This window comes from Rahnella sp. BIGb0603 (assembly GCF_024808755.1).
Taxonomy (GTDB): domain Bacteria; phylum Pseudomonadota; class Gammaproteobacteria; order Enterobacterales; family Enterobacteriaceae; genus Rahnella; species Rahnella contaminans.
In genome coordinates this window covers 135,083-161,453 of record NZ_JANUEX010000006.1, presented here as the reverse complement: position 1 = coordinate 161,453, position 26,371 = coordinate 135,083, and the positions used below count along the sequence as shown (strand labels likewise).

The 26,371-nt window shown below is 54.7% G+C and carries 22 protein-coding genes; 8 read left to right on the top strand and 14 right to left on the bottom strand.

The window, feature by feature from the left end; translation table 11 throughout:
* Positions 1-3 precede the first annotated feature (3 nt).
* Complete coding sequence (locus tag M2403_RS17405; RefSeq protein WP_259230393.1) at positions 4-1,305, bottom strand: carbohydrate ABC transporter permease; 1,302 nt, start codon at positions 1,303-1,305, stop codon at positions 4-6.
* 101 nt (positions 1,306-1,406) lie between these two features.
* Positions 1,407-2,633, bottom strand: a complete 1,227-nt coding sequence (locus tag M2403_RS17400; protein WP_152326833.1) for an extracellular solute-binding protein — start codon at positions 2,631-2,633, stop codon at positions 1,407-1,409.
* Positions 2,634-2,910: 277 nt separating this feature from the next.
* On the opposite strand from M2403_RS17400, the gene M2403_RS17395 reads away from it, so the two are divergent.
* Both M2403_RS17395 and M2403_RS17390 read left to right on the top strand, forming a co-directional pair.
* Positions 2,911-4,014 (top strand): ABC transporter ATP-binding protein, encoded by a 1,104-nt coding sequence (locus M2403_RS17395; protein ID WP_208950607.1) that lies wholly within the window; start codon positions 2,911-2,913, stop codon positions 4,012-4,014.
* A gap of 140 nt (positions 4,015-4,154) precedes the next feature.
* Positions 4,155-5,114, top strand: coding sequence for a D-2-hydroxyacid dehydrogenase family protein (locus M2403_RS17390; protein ID WP_259230275.1), 960 nt, complete (start codon positions 4,155-4,157; stop codon positions 5,112-5,114).
* A gap of 64 nt (positions 5,115-5,178) precedes the next feature.
* Here the strand turns inward: M2403_RS17390 and tmaR are convergent, their stop codons facing one another.
* Together tmaR and M2403_RS17380 are read right to left on the bottom strand one after the other, a co-directional pair.
* Positions 5,179-5,511, bottom strand: coding sequence for a PTS system regulator TmaR (gene tmaR, locus M2403_RS17385; RefSeq protein WP_152326830.1), 333 nt, complete (start codon positions 5,509-5,511; stop codon positions 5,179-5,181).
* Positions 5,512-5,671: 160 nt separating this feature from the next.
* A complete protein-coding gene (locus M2403_RS17380) occupies positions 5,672-6,769 on the bottom strand; it encodes an FUSC family protein (RefSeq protein WP_152326829.1) in 1,098 nt (365 codons plus the stop codon).
* A gap of 227 nt (positions 6,770-6,996) precedes the next feature.
* Between M2403_RS17380 and sbcB the strand changes: the two genes are divergently transcribed.
* Entirely contained in the window at positions 6,997-8,424 is a 1,428-nt protein-coding gene (gene sbcB / locus M2403_RS17375) for an exodeoxyribonuclease I (RefSeq protein ID WP_259230273.1), read from the top strand.
* 714 nt (positions 8,425-9,138) lie between these two features.
* Here sbcB and M2403_RS17370 read toward each other — a convergent pair.
* The gene (locus tag M2403_RS17370) at positions 9,139-10,515 is read right to left on the bottom strand and encodes an APC family permease (RefSeq protein ID WP_152324105.1); all 1,377 of its coding nucleotides are present in this window, start codon (positions 10,513-10,515) and stop codon (positions 9,139-9,141) included.
* 480 nt (positions 10,516-10,995) lie between these two features.
* Positions 10,996-12,420, bottom strand: a complete 1,425-nt coding sequence (locus M2403_RS17365) for a glutamine synthetase family protein (protein ID WP_259230391.1) — start codon at positions 12,418-12,420, stop codon at positions 10,996-10,998.
* A 348-nt stretch (positions 12,421-12,768) separates the two neighbouring features.
* On the opposite strand from M2403_RS17365, the gene puuD reads away from it, so the two are divergent.
* Genes puuD through M2403_RS17350 form a run of 3 tightly spaced genes read left to right on the top strand, consistent with a single transcriptional unit; the run spans position 12,769 to position 15,497 of the window.
* Positions 12,769-13,572 (top strand): gamma-glutamyl-gamma-aminobutyrate hydrolase, encoded by an 804-nt coding sequence (gene puuD, locus M2403_RS17360; RefSeq protein WP_259230272.1) that lies wholly within the window; start codon positions 12,769-12,771, stop codon positions 13,570-13,572.
* 4 nt (positions 13,573-13,576) lie between these two features.
* Positions 13,577-14,134: an HTH-type transcriptional regulator PuuR gene (gene puuR, locus M2403_RS17355; protein ID WP_152324107.1), complete on the top strand. Its 558-nt coding sequence runs from the start codon at positions 13,577-13,579 to the stop codon at positions 14,132-14,134.
* A gap of 49 nt (positions 14,135-14,183) precedes the next feature.
* Positions 14,184-15,497 (top strand): FAD-binding oxidoreductase, encoded by a 1,314-nt coding sequence (locus M2403_RS17350; protein ID WP_259230270.1) that lies wholly within the window; start codon positions 14,184-14,186, stop codon positions 15,495-15,497.
* 39 nt (positions 15,498-15,536) lie between these two features.
* On the opposite strand, the gene M2403_RS17345 is transcribed toward M2403_RS17350, so the two are convergent.
* Positions 15,537-15,731: a hypothetical protein gene (locus M2403_RS17345; protein WP_101075866.1), complete on the bottom strand. Its 195-nt coding sequence runs from the start codon at positions 15,729-15,731 to the stop codon at positions 15,537-15,539.
* Between the two features lie 195 nt (positions 15,732-15,926).
* Between M2403_RS17345 and M2403_RS17340 the strand changes: the two genes are divergently transcribed.
* The gene (locus M2403_RS17340; protein ID WP_152324109.1) at positions 15,927-17,654 is read left to right on the top strand and encodes a potassium/proton antiporter; all 1,728 of its coding nucleotides are present in this window, start codon (positions 15,927-15,929) and stop codon (positions 17,652-17,654) included.
* A gap of 44 nt (positions 17,655-17,698) precedes the next feature.
* Here M2403_RS17340 and osmE read toward each other — a convergent pair whose 3' ends face one another.
* Entirely contained in the window at positions 17,699-18,031 is a 333-nt protein-coding gene (gene osmE, locus M2403_RS17335) for an osmotically-inducible lipoprotein OsmE (RefSeq protein WP_152324110.1), read from the bottom strand.
* 244 nt (positions 18,032-18,275) lie between these two features.
* On the opposite strand from osmE, the gene M2403_RS17330 reads away from it, so the two are divergent.
* Entirely contained in the window at positions 18,276-18,875 is a 600-nt protein-coding gene (locus M2403_RS17330; RefSeq protein WP_152324111.1) for a cupin, read from the top strand.
* 7 nt (positions 18,876-18,882) lie between these two features.
* Here M2403_RS17330 and M2403_RS17325 read toward each other — a convergent pair whose 3' ends face one another.
* The 6 genes from M2403_RS17325 to M2403_RS17300 all read right to left on the bottom strand — a co-directional run bounded on the left by M2403_RS17325 (position 18,883) and on the right by M2403_RS17300 (position 26,278).
* Positions 18,883-20,508, bottom strand: a complete 1,626-nt coding sequence (locus M2403_RS17325; protein ID WP_259230269.1) for a methyl-accepting chemotaxis protein — start codon at positions 20,506-20,508, stop codon at positions 18,883-18,885.
* Positions 20,509-20,620: 112 nt separating this feature from the next.
* Entirely contained in the window at positions 20,621-21,121 is a 501-nt protein-coding gene (locus M2403_RS17320) for a GNAT family N-acetyltransferase (protein WP_208950610.1), read from the bottom strand.
* Positions 21,122-21,178: 57 nt separating this feature from the next.
* Positions 21,179-22,270 (bottom strand): ABC transporter ATP-binding protein, encoded by a 1,092-nt coding sequence (locus M2403_RS17315; RefSeq protein ID WP_259230265.1) that lies wholly within the window; start codon positions 22,268-22,270, stop codon positions 21,179-21,181.
* Complete coding sequence (locus M2403_RS17310) at positions 22,263-24,032, bottom strand: iron ABC transporter permease (protein WP_101075872.1); 1,770 nt, start codon at positions 24,030-24,032, stop codon at positions 22,263-22,265. Before M2403_RS17310 ends, M2403_RS17315 begins: the two co-directional genes overlap by 8 nt.
* 77 nt (positions 24,033-24,109) lie before the next feature.
* A complete protein-coding gene (locus M2403_RS17305; RefSeq protein ID WP_152324115.1) occupies positions 24,110-25,198 on the bottom strand; it encodes an ABC transporter substrate-binding protein in 1,089 nt (362 codons plus the stop codon).
* 189 nt (positions 25,199-25,387) lie between these two features.
* Positions 25,388-26,278 (bottom strand): SDR family oxidoreductase, encoded by an 891-nt coding sequence (locus M2403_RS17300; protein WP_259230263.1) that lies wholly within the window; start codon positions 26,276-26,278, stop codon positions 25,388-25,390.
* Between the last annotated feature and the right edge of the window lie 93 nt (positions 26,279-26,371).

Genomic DNA, 26,371 nt, shown 5'->3' with positions numbered 1-26,371 from the left:
CGCTTACGCCATATCATCTTGTTTAAATGAATTGGTTGAACGGAATTGCCACAGCGCAATACCGACAACAAATATCGACAGCAAAATCGTAATGGTCGCGGCAATCGCATATTGCGAGGAAGACATGGTGAGTTTATAAATCCATGACACCAGAATATCCGTTCCGCCTGCATTCGATCCCGCTACGGCCGGGCCGCCGTTATTAAACAGATAGATAATATTGAAGTTATTAAAGTTGAAGGTGTATTGCGTGATAATAATTGGCGCAATGGAATACAATACCAGCGGCAGCGTAATGGTTTTTAATTTCTTCCAGGTACTGGCTCCGTCCATCGTGGCGGCTTCGTACAGGTCGTTAGGGATCGCCTGTAATACGCCGGTGGTCATGGCAAAGACAAACGGGAAACCGAGCCAGGTCTGCATCATGATCAGTGCCGTTTTGGTCCAGAACGGATCGGTCATCCACGCTTTAGGTTCAATGCCTAACGCCGCCAGTATCCCGTTGTTAATCACGCCAAACGAGTCGTTGAACATCCCGGCGAAGACCAGAATGGTAACGAAGCCCGGCACCGCCCACGGCAGGATAAGCACCGTGCGGATAAGCGCCTTGAAGCGCAGATCTTTCTGGTTCACCAGAATCGCCAGCATCACGCCGACGGTGCATTGCAGCGTGGTCGCCAGCACGGTCCAGACGACGGTCCACTGTAAAACGTCGAGTAACGTTGAACGCCAGATATTGAGCGTGAAGATATTAATAAAGTTTTTGAATCCCACCCAGTCAACTAATTTAGCCGGCGGCGTGTGATATAAATTGTAATTGGTAAAGGCAATGGAGAAGCCGAAGATAATCGGGAACACCACCACGAAGACCAGCAGAATAAAACCGGGCGTAATCATTAAATACGGGAAACCTTCGCGCAGGAGCAAATGATATTGCTTTCTGACGCTGGGTAATTCCCTGCCCGCATCGCGGCGTTTTCCGTTAATCCACGCATCACGCAGGCTCCAGTAATAAAAGCCTGCGCCAAACGCACCAATTAATACGCTGATAATTCCTTTCGCCAGCAGGAATATCGAGTTATCGCGAGGAACTTCTTCCCCCAGCGTATAAAGCCCCCACATTCCCTGTTGCAGGAAATCATAAAAAACACCAACGAAACAAAACAGAATGATAAAAAACAGAATTCCCTTGGCCCATTGCCGGTTATAGAACTGACCAAAACCGGGAATGAATGCCAAAGCCAGTGCCACCGGCGCGTGATGGCGGGCAGACAGTGGCTCCTGGTTTTCCTCATGAAGACGCATAGACACAAAGATATTCCTTTCACTGTGAGGGAGTGAAATCACTCCCTCTTTTCAGACGTACAGCCGTTTCAGATGCGGTTGCCGATGCTGTTACCCGCAGATCACTCGTTGCTGGCTTTCGCGGCTTCAATCTGCATCTGGATATTTTTCACGGCGTCATTGAGCGCTGCGTCCACCGGCTGTTTGCCGGTTACGCCCAGCTGGATCCCGTTGTTCGCCGGACCCCAGACTTCCTGCATTTCAGGTACGCCGGGCATCGCTGTGGCGCGGGTTGACTGCTCGGCTACCGCATTGGCTTTCTCGTCATTTTTGATCATCGGGTCATTCACCAGCGCCGTCAGTGCCGGAATTTCCTTGGTCACTTCGTAGCGCACCTTGGCGTATTTCGGCTGGTTGATGAAGGTGATGAATTTTTCGGCCAGCGGTTTTTGTTTGCTGTAGGTCGATACCGCATAACCTTTAACGCCCAGGAATGAGCTCATCGGTTTGCCGTTCGGCAACAGCGGCAGCGCTTTCACGCCGTAGTTGATGCCAGCGGCTTCATAAGGCTGGAACGCCCACGGGCCGGTGATCACGGCGGCGGCTTTCTTCTCAGTAAACAGCGAGTCGATGGCGTTCAGGCCGTTGTCGCCGGTGATCCCCGCCGGGAATAAACCGTCGGCATAGAATTTCTTCAGGTACGTGACGGCTTCAATGCTGCCCGGTTTGTTCAGGCCGATATCGTCGACGTTGATCTCCCCTTTGGCATCTTTACCGAAGATGTAGCCGCCCATGGAGGCCATCGCGCCGTAGGCGTAATAGACTTCGTCAAATTTGGCGAGCAGGCCGTATTTGCCCTTCGCCCTTTCCGCTTTCGAGAAGGTGTAATACTCGTCAAGCGTCGCCGGGGCTTCGGGCAGCAAATCTTTGTTGTATATCAGCACCAGCGTTTCAACGGCTTTCGGCACGCCATAGGTGTGGCCCTTGAGCTGGAACGCGTGAATAGCCGACGGCGTAAAGCTGTCGGTGAACCCTTTCTCGAGCGTCAGCGGTGCCAGCAACCCCTGTACCACGGCGGTGCCGAGCTGGTCGTTCGGGATCACAACCACGTCGGGGCCGATGCCCGCCGGGCCGTCGAGACGCAGTTTTTCAGTCTGTTGTGCATACGGCGTTTCCTGCACCACAACTTTGACGTTGTTCTCTTTTTCAAAGTCTTTTACAGCATCGGAAATACCGGAGGATTTCTTAATATCTTCCCAGACAAGTAGCTGTCCTTCGGCTGCCCGCACGGCCTGGCTGCTCAGACTTAATGACATCAGTACCAAGGCAGTAAGGTGTGTAATTTTCATTGTTGCTCCTGGATGTGAAGGTATAACATTTTTTGTGTGTATAACAACGACACCCAATCAACACCCAGCGATACAAACCTTATAAATGCTGAATACAAAGTGATTAATGTCGTCATAAATATCGTGTTATACGTTAGACTTATAACCCAAAAATCACTACCAAAAGATGTGTATTGTGTGATCGCAACTGCAAAATTCGAACCCGCTCGTGCAAACGTTTACACAAGGTGGTTATAGTCCGAAATATCAGCGGTATGAATTTATTACGAGGTCAAACATGTCCAGCATCAGGCTTAAAAATGTGGTTAAGCGTTTCGATAAAACGGTGACGTTACATGGCATCAATATTGATATAGAAGACGGCGAATTTACGGTGTTCGTCGGACCATCCGGCTGCGGAAAATCCACATTGCTGCGCATGATTGCCGGGCTGGAAGATATAACGGAAGGTGATGTGTATATCGGCGAGCAACGGGTGAATGACGTTGACCCGTCGCGCCGCGGCGTGGCGATGGTGTTTCAGTCTTACGCGCTCTATCCGCATATGACGATTGCCGAGAACATGGGTTACGGCCTGAAAGTGAACGGGGTGCCTAAAGACGAAATCCGCCATCAGGTGGAGATGGTCGCCAAAACGTTACAGCTTTCCCATCTGCTGGACAGAAAGCCGAAGCAGCTTTCCGGTGGCCAGCGCCAGCGCACCGCCATCGGCCGCGCGATTGTGCGTAATCCGCAGGTTTTTATGTTCGATGAGCCGCTTTCCAATCTGGATGCCGAACTGCGCGTGGATATGCGTCTGCACATTTCCAAACTGCATCAGGAACTGAAAACCACCATGGTTTATGTGACGCACGATCAGACCGAAGCCATGACGCTGGCCGATAAAATCGTGGTGATGAACTACGGCAAAGTCGAGCAAACGGGCGCACCGATGGATTTGTATTACAACCCGGTGAATCAGTTTGTGGCCGGTTTTATCGGGTCGCCGAAAATGAATTTCCTGCCTGCCGAAGTGCTGAGCTGGCAGCCCGACCGGCTCGAAGTGCGCCTGACGCCGGAGAAAACCCTGACGCTGGCGCTGAGTACCCGCGAGCTGGCGGCGGGTGACAAAGTGACGCTGGGCATTCGCCCGGAACATCTGCTTTCCCATGAAACCGAAAATCAGCTGGAATTTAACTGCGAGGTGGTTGAGCGTCTGGGCAACAGCACCTATCTGTTCGGCCAGTGTTATGGCATCGACGGGTTTAAAATGCTGCTGCCGGGCGATATGGCCTTTAATCCGTATCAGAGCCTGACAACCTGGTTCGACGCCCAACGCTGCATGGTATTTGGTGAAGACGGCCTGCGCATCAGTGCCGCCAGCCTTTCACATCTGCATTAATGCCATTATCAATAACCGCCCTTCGCCGGGCGGGTATTCCTGCTAAGACTCTGTTGCAAAAGAACCGGCCGCCCTGCTTCACCTCCGCGTAAATTCAGTGCTATACCTCTTTATCTCTTTTTTACAGATGAGGAAGTTCCATGCCCATGCAATGCCTGATCCTGGATGATTATCAAAACGTCGCACTGTCTCTGGCCGGCTGGCAGGCACTCGCGCCGCAGGTGGAATGCCGCGCGCTGACGGAGCATATCAGTGATGAAGACCACCTGGTCGCGCAGTTACAGGACGCAGAGATTGTGGTGATCATGCGCGAACGCACGCCATTCAGCGCAGCGCTATTTGCCCGTCTGCCAAAGCTACGACTGCTGGTCACCTCGGGAATGCGCAACGCGTCGGTCGATCTGGCCGCCGCCCGTGAAAATGGCGTGACGGTTTGCGGCACGGGCAGCGGTTCGACGGCGCCGGTTGAGCTGACCTGGGCGCTGATCCTCGGGCTGGCGCGGCATCTGGTGACGGAAAATAGCGCACTGCGCCACAACGGACCGTGGCAAAGCACGGTCGGCACCGGGCTAAGCGGCAAACGTCTCGGCCTGCTGGGATTGGGTAAAATCGGGCAGAAAGTAGCGCTGATTGCGCAGGCATTCGGGATGGAAGTCAGCGCCTGGAGCCAGAACCTGACCGCCGAACGCGCCGCTGAGCATGGCGTGGAACTGGCGGCATCGAAAGAAGCCTTGCTGAAAACCAGCGATGTGGTGTCAGTGCATCTGGTCCTGAGTGAGCGCACGCGCGGGCTGCTCGGCGCACCGGAACTGGCGCTGATGAAACCCGACGCATTGCTGATCAATACCTCGCGCGCCGCGATTGTCGATCAGCCTGCCCTGCTGCACGCCCTGCAAACCGGGCAGATTGCCGGTGCCGGGCTGGACGTTTTCGAAACAGAACCGCTGCCGCCTGGCGATCCTTTCAGAGTGCTGCCCAACGTGCTGGCAACGCCACATCTGGGCTATGTTTCCGACGGCAACTATCAGGCATATTTTCGTGAAGCCGTCGAAGACATTCAGGCATTTCTCGCCGGAAACCCGGTGCGGACGCTGAGCTAATCCGGATTTCAGGCAAAAAAAAACCGGGCATAAACCCGGTTTTTCTCTTTAAGCGGCAACGAAATTATTTGGTTTCGTTGGCTTTGATTTCGCCCAGTGCTTTCAGCTTTTTGGACATTTCACGACGTTCTTTCGACAGGTCAGCATTTCGGATGATGTAGTCATCAACGCGATCTTCATAGTCGCCGCGCATGTTAGCAATGATCGCCTGAATTTCTTCGATGCTCATGCCTGGTTTGATGTAATCACTCAGGTTGTCGAGCAGCAGAACGCGTTTCTGGTTGTCACGGATTTTCTTTTCGTTATCAGCGATTTCGCGTTGTAATTTGTTTTTACGACGGAAAACACGCACAAACTCCAGAACGTCCTGGAAACTCGGCTTATTGATATTGTCCATTTTAACACCTTCGATTAAGTTACACAGATTCAGTGACTGATTTGCCGCAACCCGATTTGACGCTACAGGAATAGCTAGCGTAGCAAAAATCGGGCAGTACGCTCAGATAATCGTCCAATGGCCCCATCTTACCCGTTTTAGGCCACAGACAAAAATCCCTTCATGCTTTCGTTGTTTTACCGCTGATATTTTGAGCTTCTTCTTTTTGCATCACCATGGTGATCAGGTCGCCCATTGAGCGCAACTGCTCCGCCACCTGCGTGCTCAGCCAGACGTAACCGTAGACCTGTGCTTCCAGGTGATTCGCGGCATTCATCTCGGTAAGCAGCGCTTTCAGCTCTTCAGCAGATTCATTCAGTTCATGGCTGATTGCCACTTCATCACCCCGCGTGCCGTTGAGCAACATCAGGCTGAGTTTCTCCAGCGTGCTGAGCATCAGCAATTGCGCGCTGCGCAGCGTGCGGGCATTGAGCATCAGATAATGGCTTTCGCGCGAACTCCAATAAGCATCGGCCAGCAGTTCCAGCGTACACAACAGGTTACGGCTGAGCGTCTGGATGGCGTCAAACGCCTCGCGCGGCACATGAGATTCTTTGCTGGCGGGCGCAAACAGCGAACGCATTTTCACCATCTGGCTCATGGTACTTTTCATTTTGCCGTGCAGATGCGGACGTTCCAGCATGTTCGGCGACAGCCACGCGCTGTAGAGTTTATTGAGCGACATCAGATAATCGGCCATCTGCATGCGCCAGTGAATAAACGCGCGCTGCGGATAAATGCTGGCAAACAGCAGAGCCAGCAGGGAACCGAAAATCACGTCTCCGGAACGCCACAGCGCCATCTCCATGTCGCCCGGTCCTGCGCCGCACACCACCGCCAGCGTGATGCCGATCAGCAGCGCCATGTAGGGCCGTTTGCCGAGCGTCAGATATCCGCTGACAAACATGACAACGCCGCACCAGACCAGCATCACCGGCAGCGAATACAGCTCAAGCCACAGCGCGATAAGGCCGGAAACGGAGCCAAGTACTGTACCGGTAATGCGTTCCAGCACGCGCTGAACTACATTTCCCCAGAACGAAATCGGCCCCATGACCACCACCAGCGTGATCAGCGGCCAGGTGCCTTCGGGGATTTCAGTCAAACGGACGATCAGGAATGTCAGAATAAACGCCACCGCGATGCGCAGCGCATGAGTAATACGGTAGTTACGGTAAATGACGTTATCCAGCGGAGAAATTTTCTTGTCGAGACGCACGTTTAGCCTGCCGTAAGGCGAAAATTCAAAGAAGGCGTTAAGTCTAGCTGAGTTACCTGAGGTGATCACCCTGCTTTAGTCAGGGTTTTGGCGGATTGATGCTGAATTTTACGACGTTTTGGACGTTATCCCGCAGCACCACGGATTTTGACATGACTTCACTGCGCCGGATGGTATCCTAGTCAACGTTTCGCCCCTATTTCCGCACTGATAAGGTTATCTTCGTAATGTCAGACAAGCCGCAAAAAACCTTCTACTTTCACGATTACGAGACATTCGGTAAAAATCCGGCGCTGGACCGCCCGGCGCAGTTTGCCGGGGTGAGAACTGACGAAGATTTCAATATCATTGAAGAACCGTTAGTGATTTATTGCCGCCCTTCTGATGATTATCTGCCAGAACCGGAAGCGGTGATGATCACCGGAATTACTCCGCAAATTGCGCTGGAACGTGGCGTGATCGAAGCCGAGTTTACCGCGCAAATCCACAAAGCGTTTAGCGTGCCGGGCACCTGCATTGTGGGTTACAACAACATCCGTTTCGACGACGAAGTCAGCCGTAATATCCTTTATCGCAACTTTTATGACCCGTACGCCTACAGCTGGCAGAACGGTAATTCCCGCTGGGATTTGCTGGATGTGATGCGCGCCTGTTACGCGCTGCGCCCGGAAGGCATCAACTGGCCGGAAAACGACGACGGTTTCCCGAGTTTTCGTCTTGAACATCTGACCAAAGCCAACGGCATTGAACATGAAAATGCCCACGACGCAATGGCCGATGTTTACGCCACGATTGCGATGGCAAAACTGGTTAAACAGGCGCAACCGCGTCTGTTCAGCTTCCTGCTTGAGCACCGCAGCAAGCACAAACTCAATACGCTGATTGATATTCCGGCGATGGCGCCGCTGGTGCATGTCTCCGGCATGTTTGGTGCTGCGCGCGGTAATACCGCGTGGGTCGCGCCGCTGGCCTGGCATCCAGAAAACAAAAACGCCGTGATCATGTGCGATCTGGCAGGCGATATGTCCACGCTGTTGGATCTCGACCCCGACCAGATGCGCGAGCGCTTGTACAGCCGCCGCGACAGTTTGCAGGCCGGGCAATCTCCGCTGCCGATCAAACTGGTTCACATCAATAAATGTCCGGTGCTGGCTCCGGCCAAAACGCTGTTACCGGAAAACGCCGAACGTCTGGGCATTGATCGTCAGCGTTGTCTTGAGAATTTACAGTTACTTCGCCAGAACCCGCAGGTGCGTGAAAAAGTGGTGACGATGTTTGCCGAAGCCGAGCCCTTTACGCCCTCAGAAGATGTGGATGCCCGTTTGTACGATGGCTTCTTCAGCGATGCGGATCGCGCCGCAATGCGAATTATCCTGGAGACACGCCCGGAAAACCTTCCGGCGCTGGATCTGACGTTTAATGATTCGCGCATCGAACCGCTGTTGTTCCGTTTCCGCGCACGCAATTACCCCGCAACGCTGACAGACGCCGAGCAAAAGCGCTGGCTCTTGCATCGTCAGACGAAGCTCACTGACGAGCGTTTCCAGAATTATGCGTTAGAGCTTGAGGCGCTCTATAACTTGCATGAGGGGGATTCGGAGAAGATAGCGCTTCTCAAGGCGCTGTTTGAATATGGGAAACGGTTAGCTTCGTAGAGTACAGAAGCCGCTGCAATGGCGGCTTTTTAAATTTGAACGAAAATATTTCGGTTTCTCAAAATCTGCGATTGCCTGACTTTTCGCGCCGAAACCGAGCAAAGGGGGAAGTGCTTTCCCCCTTTGCATTCCCCCCGCTTTTTCAAACACACACTATCGCTGGGCCGATGGACGTGTTCTGCGAGTTCCGCGTGTGGCGCAAAACCCTGCCGCTGCGCGGTGCCCTCACTCGGTCTTCGAGCCTTTGGTCTCGAAGCCGCTCCGTTCGGCAGGATTTTTTGATCGCGCCATCTCAGCATTTTTGAAAACAAATGTAGATTGAGCACAGTATTAGGTTTTTGAAATGATCCGAGCGGGTGAAGTTGTGACCCAGGAGCCTGTGGCCGCGTTCAAAAATCACGCCGGAGGGAGAGGTGGAAAACCGCGCGGCTTTTTGCGCGGGTTGTAACCCGACCGGAGGGCACCGCGCAGCGGCGGGATTTTGCGGCAATAGCAGAAGCCGCTGAAACATAGCCGGGATGCATGGCACGTGTTTGAAAAAGCGAGGAGAGTGCAGAGAGGAAAAGCATTTTCCTCTCTGCCCGGTTTCGGCGCACCGCGTTAAGTGATCACTGCAATTAAGAAACCGAAACAATCTCGATCAAATTTAAAAAGCCGCCATTACAGCGGCCTCCTGCAAAAGAAAGTTTCCTGCCCTTTTCAAAGGGCTATAAATCACGCCTCCGGCGCTATCTCCCCGCTCATCTGCGGTGGCTGTTTCCTGAACGCATTGGTGATGAACGCCAGATATCCCAGGCCAATCGCGCCCCAGACTAAGCCCAGCGTCATTGAACTTGCTTCCAGATTCAGCCACAACGCACCCACAGTCAGCGCCCCAATTACCGGCAGGATCAGGTAGTTGACGTGGTCTTTCAGCGTGCGGTTACGTTTCTCACGGATATAGAACTGGGAAATCACCGACAGGTTCACGAAGGTGAAGGCCACCAGCGCACCGAAGTTAATCAGCGCCGTGGCGGTCACCAGATCAAAGGTCACGGCAGACATCGCCACAACACCGACCAGCAGAACGTTGAACGTCGGGGTACGCCATTTCGGATGCACGTAACCGAACACTTTCTCCGGGAATACGCCGTCACGGCCCATCACGTACAGCAGACGGGAAACGCCCGCGTGCGCGGCCATGCCAGATGCCAGAACGGTGACGCAGCTAAAGCACAGGATGACGGACTGGAAGAATTTACCCGCCACGTACAACATGATTTCAGGTTGTGACGCGTCGGGATCTTTAAAGCGCGAGATGTCTGGGAAGTAAAGCTGCAGGAAGTAAGACACCACAACGAAGATGATGCCGCCAATCAGCGCAGTCAGGAAAATCGCTTTCGGGATGACTTTACCCGCGTTCGGTGTTTCTTCAGACAACGAACTGATGCCGTCGAAGCCCAGGAACGAGAAGCACAGAATTGTCGCACCGGTGATCATCGGCACCACGTGCGCATTCTCACTGAAGAATGGCTTGGTAGTCGCCAGCGTACCCATGCCCTCGCCCATGTAAACGCCACGGACCAGCAGCCCCAGGAACACCACCATGATTGCCACCTGTACCACAACGATGATGCTGTTGAGGTTAGCCACCACTTTGATTCCACGCAGGTTGAACGCGGTCATCATCGCGACCAGTGCAGTCACGAAAATCCACGACGGCACGCCCGGGAAGATGGCTTCCAGGTAAATTTTCGCCAGCAGGATGTTGATCATCGGCATGAACAGGTAGTCCAGCAATGATGACCAGCCGACCATAAAGCCGACGTGCGGGCTGATGGCTTTTTGCGCGTAAGTGTAAGCAGAACCGGCAGACGGGAAACGCTGCACCAGTTTGCCGTAGCTCACGGCGGTAAACAGCACGGCGATCAGCGCAAAGATGTACGCCGTCGCGACGTGACCATCGGTCAGGCCGGACACAATGCCGAACGTATCGAAAATGGTCATCGGTTGCAGATAGGCCAGACCCATCATCACAACCTGAACCAGCGTCAGGGTTTTACGCAGTTGTACGCGCTGAGTCGCCGGAGCGGCAGAAGTATTAGCAGACATGGCTCAGTCCTCCCTGAATTGCAGACACCGGGCGTTTAAACGCCTCTGAAAGCAACGTACAGGGAAAACTTCGTGAGTTATTACCAGTAAACGGGGGGTAGATCTTCACATCGCTGATGACGGAGGTGAAGGCTGTGCGAATGTGGCCGCAGCTGAAAGAAGCACCGGCGGGCACCGGTACAGGTTTGAAGTATTGCCCCATGTTACATTTCCTCATAGTGGCGACCGTTGTTAATTTGGGGTCGCACACGAACCTTGTTATCTATCCGGATCTGGGTCCGGCCTCTGTTGAATTAGTTTGGGTACTGCACATACAAAAAAAATAACCGGCGCCTTTAAGCGTCGGTTATCTGCAGTGCTGCGTATTTTGCACAAATCACGCATAAATGACAACATTCAGAGGCGGTGAGTTACAAAATCTTTTCCGATTTTAAACATCTTGCCCGGCCAGCGCTGGTGCAACGCCAGAGATGATGAGGATCAGGCGTTTTTAAGCATCCAGTCGATCTCTGTTTCTGTCACGCGCCGTTCGAACTGCAACAGTTCGTCAGATTTACAGGCGTGATAGACCTGCGAGAAACGTTCGCCGAGGATTTTCTTCAGCGCTGGCTGATCATCAAAATCATACAACGCGTCGCTCTGGCGGATTGGCAGCGGTATCCCTTCCTGCTCCAGACCGTTTCCCGTTACCGGTTCAGGCAGCGGCAAATCGTTATCCAGCCCGTAAAGCATCCCGGCCAGCACGGTGGCGACCACCAAATACGGGTTAGCATCGGCACCGGCCACGCGGTATTCCACACGGTGATCGGCGGTTCCGCTGCACGGCACGCGCAGTGCGACGGTGCGGTTATTGTGCCCCCACGACGCCTGCGTCGGAACATACATGCCCGGCTGGAAGCGGCGGAAGGCATTCACGTTGGGCGCTAAAACGGCCATCGACGCGGGCATCAGGGCAATCATCCCGGCGAGCGAACGTTGCATCAGCGCGGAATCTTTACCGTTCGCGTCGGCGAACAGATTTTTGCCGTTGTCATCGAGCATGCTGAGATGGATGTGCATCCCGCTTCCCGCATATTCGTCATACGGCTTCGCCATAAAAGTGGCGTCCATTTCATGATTTTCCGCCACCAGCCGCACCAGACGTTTAAGCATCAGGGCATGGTCACAGGCGCGCAGAATATTTTCGCTGTGGTGCAGATTGATTTCGAATTGTCCCGGAGAGGACTCCGCCACCGCGCCATCCGCCGGTAAACCCTGGATGTGCGCCAGACGGTCAATATCACTGAGCACACCGGCAAAGTGATCAAGATTATCGACGGAATAAACCTGCGTATGCAGGCTACGTTCCTGCGTGCCGGGCGTACACGGCGGCTGAATATAGCCTTCCGCGTCCCGCTGCCTGTCGAGCAGATAGAACTCCAGCTCTACCGCTACCACCGGGAATAAGCCCCGCTGGCGCAATGTTTGCCAGATATGGTTCAGCACATTGCGTGGTTCAACGTTAAAGGGAGTGCCATCTTCGTCAAGCATGGTGAGAAGCAGCTGGCCGATGTGTTCGGGGTCAGAAGCCGAAGGCGTTAACGTGCCGGGAACGGGAATACAGGTGCGGTCGGGTTCGCCCAGTTCCTGGCCTAAACCGGCGTCTTCCACAACATTACCGAGAATGTCCATGGCGAAGACCGATGCCGGGAAATAACAGCCTTTTTCGAGTTTGCGCAGGGCGGAGACAGGAATGCGTTTGCCGCGGAAGGAACCATTGAGATCGGTGAGCAGGACGTCGACGTGCAGGGTAAGCGGGTGACGCTCCAGGTATTGAGATACTTCATCCTGGAACGCGCTACTTCGCTCTTCCACCGGCTTAGCAAGGGGCTCATTCTCGCTAATCTCTTTCTTAATATCGTTCATCAGTTCAGTCGTTTGCATAGGTTTTCCGCCATTTGCTGGTTTCCGGCGTCAATGGCACCACCATGATGCCTGCCGGTTATGCGTTACCGTTTCATTGTGCTGTTCAACGCAGTCTTCTCATTAGTCAGGATCCTCACGGGGTGCTCAAAATATAGGCCATATGATTAACCCTAGCTGTAACATTAATTATTTGCAACACCTACAATCACGCAACATATCAGTTTGAAAAGCCATCAGTGCGCTGCTAAATTGTTCAACAGGAGTTCATTATTATTGACAGACTATGACCCTTTGCGTGCGGGGAGGCACGCGCTGGCGACACATTCATCAACTCAAAGAGGCGGTATTATGGGCAATATATTTTCCACGGCATCCGCAGGAAAACAGACAAGCTACAGACCGGTCATTGGGGTTGTGATGTGCGAAAACACGGTGGATGAAAACCCGGCGCTCACCGTCCACGAGAAGTATCTGGACGCTATTTTTAACGCCGACGCCCTGCCCGTTTGCCTGCCACACGAACTGGCGGCACACGACGGGGCGATAGACCAGATACTGCGCGGTCTGGACGGCATTTTCCTCACCGGCAGCCCGAGCAATATTGAGCCGCATCAGTACGGTGAAGAAGGTGTTGAAGCGCTGGCCGATCCGGGCCGCGACCGTCTGAGTTTGCAGCTAATTCGCGCCACGCTGGATAAAAAAATTCCGCTGTTTGCCGCGTGCCGTGGTTTGCAGGAGCTGGTGGTCGCGACCGGCGGCAGTTTGTACCGCAAGGTGCAGGAAGAACCCGGCTTTATGGATCACCGCGAAGACACGTCATTGCCGCATGACGCGCAGTACGATCCCGCGCATCCGGTATTTATCGAACCGGGCGGCTTACTTTCAGAATTATTACCCGACTATCAGCAATTTCAGGTGAATTCCCTGCACGGTCAGGGAGCGAAACGTCTGGGCGCAGAACTGGCTGTCGAAGCCCGTGCGCCGGACAATCTGGTGGAAGCCGTGAGTGTCCGCGGTCACCCGTTTGCGTTGGGTGTGCAGTGGCATCCGGAATGGCACAGCCTGACGGATCCCGTTTCCCGTCAGCTGTTTAACGCTTTTATCGCGGCGTGTCGCAAAGGCCATCAGGCCCGGAGCGCACAAGAGGAATAAAGGGATGAGCGAAGTCAGTCTGGCGCCTGGTCGCCGGCTTTCTGAAATTCGTCAGCAACTGGGCATGTCACAACGTAAAGCCGCCGAGTTGTCTGGCCTGACGCACAGCGCCATCAGTACCATCGAACAGGACAAAGTCAGCCCCGCCGTCAGTACGTTGCAAAAGTTATTGCGGGTTTACGGGCTGTCGTTATCGGAGTTTTTCGCCGAAGAACGCAAAAGTGACGAACCGAGAATCGTCATTAATGCGGCAGATTTGATTGAGATCGGCAGCCGGGGTGTTTCCATGCGAATGGTGCATAACGGCACGCCAAACCACGCGGTCGCCATGCTGCTTGAAACCTATCAACCCGGCAGCACAACGGGCGACAAAATTAAACATCAGGGAGAGGAAGTCGGCACCCTGCTCGAAGGAGAAATCATCTTAACCATCAACGGTCAGAGCTACCCGCTGCGCGCGGGCCAAAGCTATGCCATTAACACCGCGAACCCACACAGTTTCAGTAATAATTCGACGCGGATTTGCAGGATAGTCAGCGCACATACCCCTAATACCTTCTAGTTGTCAGCGTTCTGGGCCTGACGACGGGAACCCAAAGAAGGATGTCATCATGAGTGCTCAAACAGGAAGTCCCCGCGCTGCCGGTGCGCCTCACACCGACAGCTATTACGCCAGTTCTGTCAACGCTCACGCGCCGTGGCCTGAGTTTAATGACAATATTGAGTGCGACGTTTGTATTGTCGGTGCCGGTTATACCGGCATCTCTTCAGCGTTATATCTGTGCGAAGCCGGTTACGACGTGGTGGTGCTGGAAGCCGCGCGCGTCGGCTGGGGCGCCAGCGGGCGCAACGGCGGTCAGGTGGTCAATTCTTACAGCCGCGATATCGATGTGATTGAAGACCGCTATGGCCGCCAGACCGCCGACATGCTCGGCAGCATGATGTTTGAAGGCGCAAATATCATCCGCCAGCGCATTGATCAGTACGCGATTGACTGCGATTACCGCCCCGGCTGTATTTTTGCGGCGCTGAGCACAAGACAGCTCAATAAATTGCGTGACCAGCAAAAACTCTGGAACCGCTACGGCCATACCGAGCTGACGCTGCTCGATGAGAGCGCGGTTCGCCGCGAAATCGCCACCGACCGTTATGTCGGCGGCCTGCTGGACAAAAATGGCGGGCATATTCATCCGCTCAATCTGGTGCTGGGCGAGGCCGAAGCGATACGCCGTCACGGCGGACGCATTTTTGAAGGCTCGGCGGTCACGCGCATCGAGCACGGCGAACCGGCCATCGCGCATACGGCGAAAGGCACGGTCAAAGCGAAATATGTGATTCTGGCGGGCAATGCGTATCTGAGCCAGCAACTTGCACCGCGCCTGACGCGCCTGAGCATGCCGTGCGGTTCGCAGATTGTTGCCACTGAGCCGTTGTCCGATGATATGGCGCTGTCGCTGCTGCCGAATAATTATTGCGTGGAAGACTGTAACTATCTGCTCGACTATTTCCGTCTTACTGCCGATAACCGCATGCTGTACGGCGGTGGCGTGACCTACGGCGGGAAGAATCCGCCGAACATTGATTCGGTGATCCTGCCAAAGCTCAACCGCACGTTCCCGCAGCTTAAAGGTGTGAAGATTGATTACCGCTGGGGCGGCAATTTCCTGCTCACACTCTCCCGCCTGCCCCAGTTCGGGCGGCTGGAAAAGAATATCTACTATATGCAGGGCGACAGCGGCCACGGCGTGACGCTCACGCATCTGGCCGGAAAGCTGATTACCGAAGTGCTGCGCGGCGATGCGGAACGTTTCGACGCATTTGCCCGCCTGCCGCACATGCCGTTCTTCGGTGGCCGCAACCTCCAGGTGCCGTTTACCATGCTCGGCGCTGCTTATTATTCACTGCGCGACCGGCTTGGGGTTTAACCGGCTACAGCCCCTTCCCCGCAGGTGCCCTGCGGGGGCTTACCCTTTTCCGGCGACCGGAAATTCGTTGTCCGTACTGACTTCGGGCAACTCATTCAGATCGGGCAGGATCCCTTGCGAAATGTAATCTTTTGCTGCGATCGCCTGTTCAGTACCGCCAGCATCGCGGATAACCACATGTTTTATCGCACCGTCTTTCAGCACCTCACGGCGTACACCGGTATATTCACTCATGTTTAGTTCCTTTTGTGTTCACTACTCATGGACATTGCTCATCTTTAAGCATAGTTTTTTATTCTTAAGTGCAACTAATAAAAATCCTAAATGACCTCAGCAAGACGCTCATTTTCCTGATAAATTAGACCTGTTGTCATTAATGACTCAACCGCACTTCCCCCGCGCCCTTAAAGCTTTACAAGGAGATCTCTCTTGGACGCCAGCACGATTAATACCCTTTTCTTTATTGGCGCCCTGTTAGTTGCAGCGAGCATTTTGCTCAGTTCGTTCTCTTCGAAGCTCGGTATCCCTATTTTGGTCATTTTCCTGGCGATCGGCATGCTGGCCGGCGTCGACGGGATCGGTGGCATTGCCTTTGATAATTATCCGGCCGCGTATCTGGTCAGTAACCTGGCGCTGGCGGTGATTTTGCTCGATGGCGGAATGCGCACCCGCGCCTCCTCCTTTCGAGTCGCCCTCTGGCCCGCGCTATCGCTGGCAACAGTCGGTGTGCTGATTACCGCCGGGCTGACCGGGCTGGCGGCCGCCTGGCTGTTCCACATCAATCTGATGCAGGGTTTACTGATTGGCGCGATTATCGGCTCCACCGATGCGGCGGCGGTGTTTTCGCTGATCGGCGGAAAAGGCCTGAACGAACGCGTCAGCGCCACCTTAGAAATTGAATCCGGCAGCAATGACCCGATGGCTGTCTTCCTGACCATCACACTTATCGACATGATTTCCAAAGGTGAACACGGGCTGAGCCTGATGTTTGTCGTGGACGTCGTGCGCCAGTTTGGCCTCGGCATTGTGTTTGGCGTTGGCGGCGGCTGGCTGCTGCATAAACTCATCAACAAGATTACGCTGGCGGCCGGGCTCTATCCGTTGCTGGCGTTCAGCGGCGGCTTGCTGGTTTATGCGGCCACCATGGCGCTGGAAGGCAGCGGCATTCTGGCGGTCTATCTGTGCGGCCTGATGCTGGGCAATATGCCGGTCCGCAACCGTCACGGCATTTTGCAGACCTTCGACGGGCTGGCGTGGCTGAGCCAGATCGGGATGTTCCTGGTACTTGGCCTGTTGCTGACGCCGAGCGACTTGCTGCCTATTGCCCTCGCAGCGCTGGCGCTTTCCCTGTGGATGATCCTGCTGGCCCGCCCGCTGTCGGTGTTTGTCAGCCTGATCCCGTTCAAAAACTTCACCCTGCGCGAGCGTTTCTTTATCTCCTGGGTCGGCCTGCGCGGCGCGGTGCCGATCATTCTGGCGGTTTTCCCGATGATGGCTGGCCTGCCGAACGCCACGCTGTATTTCAATGTCGCGTTCTTTATCGTGCTGGTATCGCTGTTGCTTCAGGGCACATCTCTGGGCTTTGCGGCCAAAAAAGCCAAAGTGCTGGTGCCACCGCAGCCGACGCCGATTTCCCGCGTCGGGCTGGATATCGACGTTTATAACGACTGGGAACAGTTTGTGTATCAGCTCGGCTCCGACAAATGGTGCGTCGGCGCGGCTCTGCGTGACCTGCAAATGCCGCAGGCGACGCGGATTGCGGCGCTGTTCCGCGGAAAGGAAATGTTGCATCCGACCGGCAGCACGCGGCTCAAGGAAGGCGATATTCTGTGCGTCATCGGTCAGGAAAAGGATTTGCCGGAACTGGGTAAATTGTTCAGCGACAGCAATAAAGTCGTGCTCGACGATCGTTTCTTCGGGGATTTCATTTTGCAGGCCGATGCGCCGCTGGATGCGATTTCCCAACTGTATGGCCTGAACCTGGAAGATTCCGTTGACCAGTCACAAACGCTGGGACACTTTGTTATCCGCCTGCTGGGTGGCGAACCGGTCATCGGTGACCATATCGAATGGGACGGGCTGACGTGGACGATTGCAGAAATGGACGGGAATCAGGTGAGTAAAGTCGGTGTGAGGATTGTGACAGAGAAAGCCTGAGAATGAGGCTTCTCCCCCTTAGCCGGAGGAGAAGCCAGACCGTATTACTGACCCGCCTGCGGATCTTTGTCGTAGTCTGAACAAGACTGATAGCCTTTATTCATGACATGACCGGTATCGTTGAAGCTGACGAAGTAAGTCTGCGCTTTACCATCACGCGGGGCGACAGCGTAAGTCTGACAAGTCCCTTTCGCGTGCACCAACGTCGCTTCCGTTGACGGTGGCCCTGCAATAGCACGAACCTGAGATTTGGTCATGCCGACTTTAACGTCGCTGACGACAGGTTCTTTCACGTAACTCGCTGCACGATCGTAAGTCTGACACCCTGCCAGTACAGAAACTGCTGTAGCAACCATAATTAACATTTTCTTATTCATAACATCTCCTCCTGAGGTCTTTTTTGTATTGTTAAGACTAGAAGAGATGGCCGATATAGCCAGCCAATATGACTTATATTTGTTGATTGCTACAGTTTTTAAGTTTTTTCTGATAACTGTAGGGGCGAATTTAACCGTTTTCCGGCGGGCAAAAAAATGGCGCGGAAAAAGAGGCCAGCCCGCCATTTATGATCTATACATGAATGATGTAAGTCTTTGATTGCGCGACAAGGAGCTATTCCTGATGCATTTGGACCGACGCCGGTTTGTGACTTTGCTGGGTTTGATGGCCCTGTTGCCGATCCCCCGTTTAGGCTTTGCGGATCCCAGAGAGGTTGCGATGGACACATTGCTGATTGATAAACCCGATGGCGGCGTACCCAATAATTCCTTACCGGTGCTGATTTATCATCGCGTGATCCCACCCGATGCCGTCGATAACGCCGATTATCTTGAACACCTTTTCCGCTCCAACGGCTGGCCGCCGCAGTGGCGTTATCCGGTTTATACATTCACGCATTTCCACTCAAATACGCATGAAGCGCTGGGCGTTTTTTCCGGCACGGCCAAGCTGCAACTCGGCGGCGAACACGGCAAGATTATTGACGTGAAAGTCGGCGACGTCCTGTTACTTCCCGCCGGTATCGGCCATAAACAGATTTCCGCCGACGAGGATTTTATGCTGGTCGGCGCTTATCCACCGGACATTAAAGCCGATTTATGTCATGACGAACTGCCGCTGCTGGCCGCACGCACTAAGGCGGTCAAAGCCGTGCCGCTGCCGGCGACCGATCCGGTCACCGGGCACAGCGAAGGCAGCATGCTAGTCTGGCATAAAAGCTAATCTTTACTTACGCCGCTGCCAGCCCGAAACGCGCCACCGCCCTTTCCAGCCGCTGTGACTGGTCGAGTAATTGCTGGGAAGATGCCGCCGCGTGATCGGCCAGTTTGCCGTTTTGCAGCGTCACATGGTTGAGCGCGGTGATCCGTTCGGAGACATCGTGAACACTTTGCCCCTGATACAACGTCGCTTCTGAAATTTCATTCACCAGCGCGCTCAGACCGTTGAAGATGTTGATAATCTCCTCCAGGCTCTGGCTCAGAACGCTGACAGACGCCGATCCGCGTCCGATTTGCTCTACGGAATCGTCAATCAGCTGATGAATGCCGCGTGTGGAATGGCTGCTTTTTTGCGCCAGCAGGCCGATTTCTTTTGCCACCACCGCAAAGCCGCGCCCGTGCTGCCCGGCATGCGCTGCTTCGATGGCCGCATTCAGCGCAAGAATGTTGGTCTGGAACGCCACGCTGTCGATCATCGACACGATGCTACTCATTTCCGTCGACTGGCTGACAATCTCTTTCATCGCCGTGTCCACCTGCCCCATGACTTCGCCGCCGCGCGTCGCCACGCCTTTTGCCTGTTCGGCGCGTTTACTGGCCTGCTGCGCGTGCAGGGCATTTTCTTTGACCCGCTCATTCAGATGGGTGATGTGTTCGGTCGCCGCTTTCAGTTCTTCGCTCTGAATGGCCGCCTGCGCGGAAAGTTCTTCATTACCTTTCGCCATCTGGTTGATGTTAAGCATGATGTGCGAGGACGCATCGCGCACTTCACTGACCAGCTTTTGCAGGCCGCGCTGCATGTTGCGCAGGCTTACGCCCAGTTCGCGCATTTCAATCACACGCGAATGATCGTCTTCGACGTCGCGGGATAAATCCCCGGCGGCCAGCACGCTGATATGCCCGATCATCCGTTGCAGCGGGCGTATTATCCAGGCCGTGACGCCGCGCCAGACCAGAACGGCGATCACCGCCAGAATGACCAGCGCGCCCATAAATAAGGTTTTTGCCTGTGTCAGCGAGCTGAGCAAACGGTCGCTGAGCGACACCGCCGTGTGTTCATTGACCTCCAGATAGGCGTAATACTTCTGGCTGAAATCATCCTGAAATGCCTGAATCGGCACTTCAAAGAAGGAATCAATGGTGTTGTTTTTTTGCAGACCGTCCGACTGTTCGCGCAGCCCGTCAAAGAACATCTGGTAGCTGGCTTTAAGCTCGGCGGTGGCTTTGTCGGCGTTCTTCGTCATGCCGTCGAAACGGGCAAACGCTTTTTGCGAGGCGGTCAGGGAATCCAGCGACTCCTGCATCAGGCTGTGCCAGCTGCCGTCAGAACCGGTTTCTTTATCCTGCATGTAATAAATGCCTGCGCGGTTGAGTTTGTCACTGGCCATCAGCAATTCCATGCGGGCTTTATCCATCACCGCCTGTTGCTGACGCAGGTTTTCCGTCGCAATAACGTTATTGCGCGCGTCCTGAAGAATGTTGGTGAGCACAACGGTGGAGAAAATCTGTAAAGCAGAAAACAGGGCGATAACGCAAATTACCCCGAAAAGTATTCCCCGCGGACGCTTTGTGAAAACAGATCGAAATAATCTGTTGAAAGGCATTTTACCAATACGTGAATGTGACGTTAATATCATGATTATTCTGCATTATTTGGATAAGAAGCAGAATTTTACGCGCAGGAAATGACAGAATTATTTCAGGAAACCGCAGGACGCGGTTCCCCTGAATGGAAGAGCATGAATAGCTTCAGCGGAGCGAACGCTGCATCACGGTGACCTGTTCATTATCGACTTCGCGGTTTTCCACTTCCTGCCAGCCAAGACGCCCGTACAGCCCCTGCTGATCCGGCGTGTACAGCCAGAGCGTTTCCAGCCCGGCATCGCGCGAGCGGCTGATACAGGCTTTAACCAGCGCCGTACCAATGCCTTTTCCGCGCAGATGACGCGGCGTAAACACTTCGCCCAGCCAGTATTTGCGTTCCGCGACATCGCTGAGTTCGTAACGCATCACGCCCGCCGTGCCCACAACCTGGTCATTTTCATCAAGCGCAATCAGCACACACTGGCGTCCGCGACTGTTCATCCGCTGTATAAGCCGCTGGCGGATATACTCTTTCTGGGCCCAGTGAGGAAAGTCAGACCATTCACCGTGAAGGTATTCGGTCACGACGTCCAGATACTGAGGAACGTCGGCCAGGCTGACAATTTTTAAGGTGCTGTTAGCGGTGGAAGATGAAATCTGAGTCATGGAAAAACCGTTTTAAACAAACAAGGGGAACCAATCTGTCGATTCCCCTTGTTTGTGTCAAGCGCCCTGAGTGCTTCCCTGTTGTTTAGGGAAGATCCACACATGTTGCTCCGGCAAAGACAGATGACAATGCTGCGGATCGCGTACATCAGCGCCGTACGCACGGATCACAAAATCATCGCCGGACGTGCGGAACAGATACTCCCAGCGGTCGCCGAGATACATGCTGGTGAGCAGCGGTAATTCCAGCTGATTATCGCCCGGCCCCTCCGCCAGCATCACGCGCTCAACGCGGATCACCGCCGTGCCTTCCTGACCGGCTTGCACGCCGTCGCCCGCCTGCCCCCACAGCGTCCAGCCGCTGCCTTCGATCCGCGCTTTGCCGTCGCGGACTTCAGTGATTTTCCCGTGCAGGCGGTTATTGCTGCCCATAAATTCCGCGGTAAACAAGGTTTTTGGCGAACCGTACATTTCCTGCGGCGTGCCCTGTTGCTCAATTTTGCCGTTATTGAGCAGCAGAATGCGGTCGGAAATCGCCATCGCTTCGTTCTGATCGTGCGTGACCATCAGCGCCGACAGCCCAAGCTTGATGATCAGCTCACGCAGGAACACGCGGGCTTCTTCGCGAAGTTTGGCATCCAGGTTGGAGAGCGGCTCATCGAGCAAAATCACCGGCGGGTTGTAGACCAGCGCCCGGCCAATCGCCACGCGTTGCTGCTGTCCGCCGGAAAGCTGATGCGGATGGCGTTTGCCCAGATGCCCCAGCCCGAGCTGATTCAGCACATCCTGCACGCGCTGAGTGATTTCACCCGCTGCGATTTTGCGCAGTTTCAGCGGATACGCCACGTTCTCGAACACGGTTTTATGCGGCCACAGCGCATAAGACTGGAAGACCAGCCCGAGGTTGCGCTCTTCCGCAGGAATTTCGCTGCGCGGCGTGCCGTCGTAGACTTTGTTTTTGCCGATGATAATGGTGCCCTGCGTCGGCTTTTCCAGCCCGGCGACGGCGCGCAATAACGTGGTTTTGCCACTGCCGGAAGGCCCGAGCAACGACACCACTTCCCCGCGCTTGAGATCCATCGACACGCCTTTGAGCACCGGGTTGTCGCCGTAGGTTAAGTGCAGATTCTCGACCGATAATTCAATCATGTAATTTGACTCCAAAACGAAGGGCAATACCCAGACCTAACACCACCAGCAGGATGTTAATAAAGGACAGCGCGGCAACGATGTCTATCGCGCCCGCCGCCCACAGGGAAACCAGCATTGAGCCGATGGTTTCTGTACCCGGCGATAAGAGGTACACACCGGTGGAATATTCGCGCTCGAAAATCAGGAACATCAGCAACCACGAGCCAATCAGGCCGTAGCGCGACAACGGGATGGTGACGTGGCGGGTAATCTGCCCGCGCGTTGCGCCGGTGCTGCGCGCCGCTTCTTCCAGTTCAGGGCCGACCTGCAACAGCGTGGAGGAGATCAGCCGCAGACCGTACGCCATCCACACCACGGTGTAGGCCAGCCAGACGCTGAAAATGGTACTGCGCAGGGAACGCAGCCAGACCACCAGGTTGTCGCGCAGCCATTGCGACCACGGCATCCCGGAAAGCCAGCCGGATTTGAGCGCGTTATCCAGCCACATCGGCAGGAACAGAAATACCCACAAAAAAGCCAGACCGGCCAGCAAGCCCGGCACCGCACGCGGTACCAGTACGCTGTAATCGAGGAAACGCGTGACGCCGTCCGGTTTGCGGTGCATCGCAATGCCGATAAACAGATAACAGGCCACCGCCAGCGCACCACCGATGACACCAATTGCCATCGAGTTGACGATTGCACGCAGCAGGTTCGGCTGTTCCCAGATCGTGCGGAAGGTGTTGAACGACAGCTCATCCCACAGGGAAACACCCACGCCCCAGTTAGAAATAAACGCGCGAAGCATCACGCCGAGCAGCGGCACACCAATCGTGACGGTCAGCCAGAACGCCACCACCGCACCGGCCACCCAGCGCCATTTCCCGAGCGGCAACGCCCGCGCCTGAGAGGCTTTGCCTTTGACGGTCACGAAGCGGTTCGCCGTTCGCATCAGGCGGCGCTGCAACATCACCAGCGGAATGGTGATACAAATCAGCACCACCGCGACGGCGGCCATCAGATGATAAGACGGCGTCCCGAGTTTGTTGGTCAGCTGATACAGGTAAGTTGCCAGCACCATGTTGCCTTCCGGGTCGCCGAGAACCAGCATCAGCCCGAAGACTTCCAGCCCGAGGAAAAACAGCAATACGGTGGCGTATAAAATGGAAGGACGCACCATCGGCAGACTGACGGCGGTCATGACCTGAAGCGGCGAGGCACCGGCGGTTCGCGCGGCTTCTTCCACATCCGAACCCACGCTGCGCAGCGCCGAGGAGATGTACAGATAAGCGTGCGGAACGTGCGTCAGCCCGGCAATCACCACGATGCTCGACATGTCGTAGATGTTCCACGGCACAAACCCGATCAGCGACTGCGCCCACAGCGAGAAGAACCCGACCGGCCCGGCGGCGACGACGTAACCGAAACCTAATACCATCGGCGAGACGAAAATCGGCACCAGGATCAGCGGTTCAATCACGCGGCGGCCCGGCAAATCGGTGCGCACCATCAGGAACGCCAGAATACCGCCCAGCGGAATGGCGATCACCACCAGCCCGAAGGCCAGAATAAAGCCGCTTCTCAGCGCCTTATAAAAATCCGGATCGGTGAAAATGAATCCGAAAGACTCGAGGCTCCACTCTTTTGACGGGGAAAAGAACGGAGCGGAGAGAAAACTTTGTATCACGATGAACGACAACGGAATGTAGATAACCAGCGCGGTTATCAGCACCACAATGCCACGCGGCAAGCTTTGCCACTTTCTGCGCAATGCATTCATGTTACTTCCCTTCGGTTAGGAACCCTGAACAGCGAAATCAGGTAAGAGAACAGGAGGCGCGGACGCCTCCGTGAGTCTTATTTTTGTGCTGCGGCGCGCCACTCTTTGATGTAGTCCAGACGCTTTTTCTGTTGCAGGTATTCGAGCAGGGTTTCATCGACCGGGATTGGCTTGAGCGCATTGCCTAGCAGTTTGGTCAGGCCGTCGATGTCGTTTTTACCTTCGATATCGTTGCGGATTGACGGAATGTCGGCCTGATTTGCCAGAATGGTTTGCCCTTTTTCAGATAACACGTAGTCCAGCCACAGTTTGGCGGCGTTGTCATTTTTGGCCTGCTGGCTGATGAAGGAAACGCGCGAAAGCACCAGGGTGTAATCCTTCGGATAGGAAATGCCGAGCGACGGATCGGTTTTGGCGCGGGCTTCGGCGTAGGAACCGAGAATGTTAAAACCAATCAGGTTTTCACCCGAAGACACCCTTTCCATCATGGTGCCGGTGGAAGACTGCACTGCTAAACCGCCTTTGGCGACGTCAGCCAGCGTTTTGAAATAGTTCGGATCGGCTTTGAAATCCTGCACGGAAAGCATGAAGCCAAGACCGGATTTCTCGATATCGTAAGTGGTGACCTTTTTGTTGAATTTCTCGGTCTGGCTGGCGATGAGTTTTGCCAGTGCGGCATGGGAATCCGGCACATCACCGGCCGGGATCAGGCGTTTGTTATAAATAAACACCACCGGTTCATAGGTCGTGCCGTAGGCTTTGTCTTTCCACACCGCCCATTTCGGCAACTGGCCTTGTTCAGGCGATTTGTATTCCTGCGCGTAATCAGTCGCCAGCTTCAGCGCGGTGTCCATGGAAGAGCTCCAGACCACGTCGCCGCTGGTGCCGCCCGCCGCCTGTTCGCTGATATAACGGTTGTACAGCTCGGTGCTGTTCATGTCGTTATATTCCACTTTAATGCCCGGATAAGTGGCCTCAAAACCCTGGATCAGCGGGCCGGCAGCTTTGGTGTCGGTGGTGGAATACACCACCACTTTGCCTTCTTTGGTCGCGGCATCGACGACTTTTTGGTAATCCGCAGGATAGCCCTGCGGCAGGGCAGACATTGCGGAGGAAGACATCAGTACAGAAGCAGCAATCAGAGACAGACGTAATTTTTTAGACATTATTGTTAACCTCTAGTTACATTTGAGAAACTAAAAATCAACATAACGCATAACGTCAGACAGGCAATGAGGGATTGTTTTTATCTTCCCGATTTGTGAGTCGGGGCGTTTTTTAGGCAATTAACACCATTAAAACCACGGCGAGACGTTAGAATCAGGCTGCAAACGCAGCCTGATTTGCGTGAGGAATTAATCAAAGTATCCGGCGGTATCGATATCCTTCAGTAAGCCCTGATGCTCGGGTTTCCAGCCTAAAACCCTGCGGGTCAGTTCGCTGGACGTCGGATTACTCAGCCCCGCGAAGTGGGTAAACCAGCCAAAATGCGCCGCGGCGGCTTCTGCCGTTTTGCTTTCCACCGGAATATTCAGGTGTCTGCCGATCATTTCTGCAATCTCGCGGAACGGCACGCCTTCCTCGGCATTCGCATGATAAACCGCATTATGCGCGCCCTTTTCCAGCGCCAGCCGGAACACTTTCGCCGCGTCCAGCCGGTGAACCGCAGGCCAGACATTTTTGCCTTCGTCAATGTACACCGACACGCCTTTTTCCCGCGCCATCGCAATGATCATCGGCACGAAACCGTGGTCACCCGCGCCATGCACGGACGGCGGCAGGCGCACCAGCGAAACCCGCACGCCCTGTTCTGCCAGCGCGGCGACGGCCAGATCGGACGCCACGCGCGGATTTCCGCCCTGCGGATCCGGCAAATCCTTTTCCGTCACCCGCTGGCCGTTATTCACCAGCGCCGTGCCGGACGTCACGATCAGCGGTTTTTCCGTTCCCGCCAGCGCCTCTCCCAGCGCGCCTATTGCCAGCCGGTCTTTTTCGCAGTTCTCAATAAATTTAGAAAAATCATGAATGAACGCAGTGTGGATCACGCCGTCGGACTGCGCCGCGCCTGCTTTCAGGCTTTGCAGATCTTCAATACTGCCGCGAATCACACCGGCTCCGGCCCCTTTCAGCGCCTGCGCTGACGCGTCCGAACGGGCCAGCCCGATCACCTGATGGCCCGCGCGCAGCAATTCCTCCACGACCACAGAACCGACAAAACCTGTTGCTCCTGTTACAAATACACGCATGGCAATTTCCTCTGTGTTCTCTGAAAAAATGAAAGACTACGCCATGAAATATAGGGGCTGGAGAAAAGACGATCTATGCGCTAATGTCCGTAA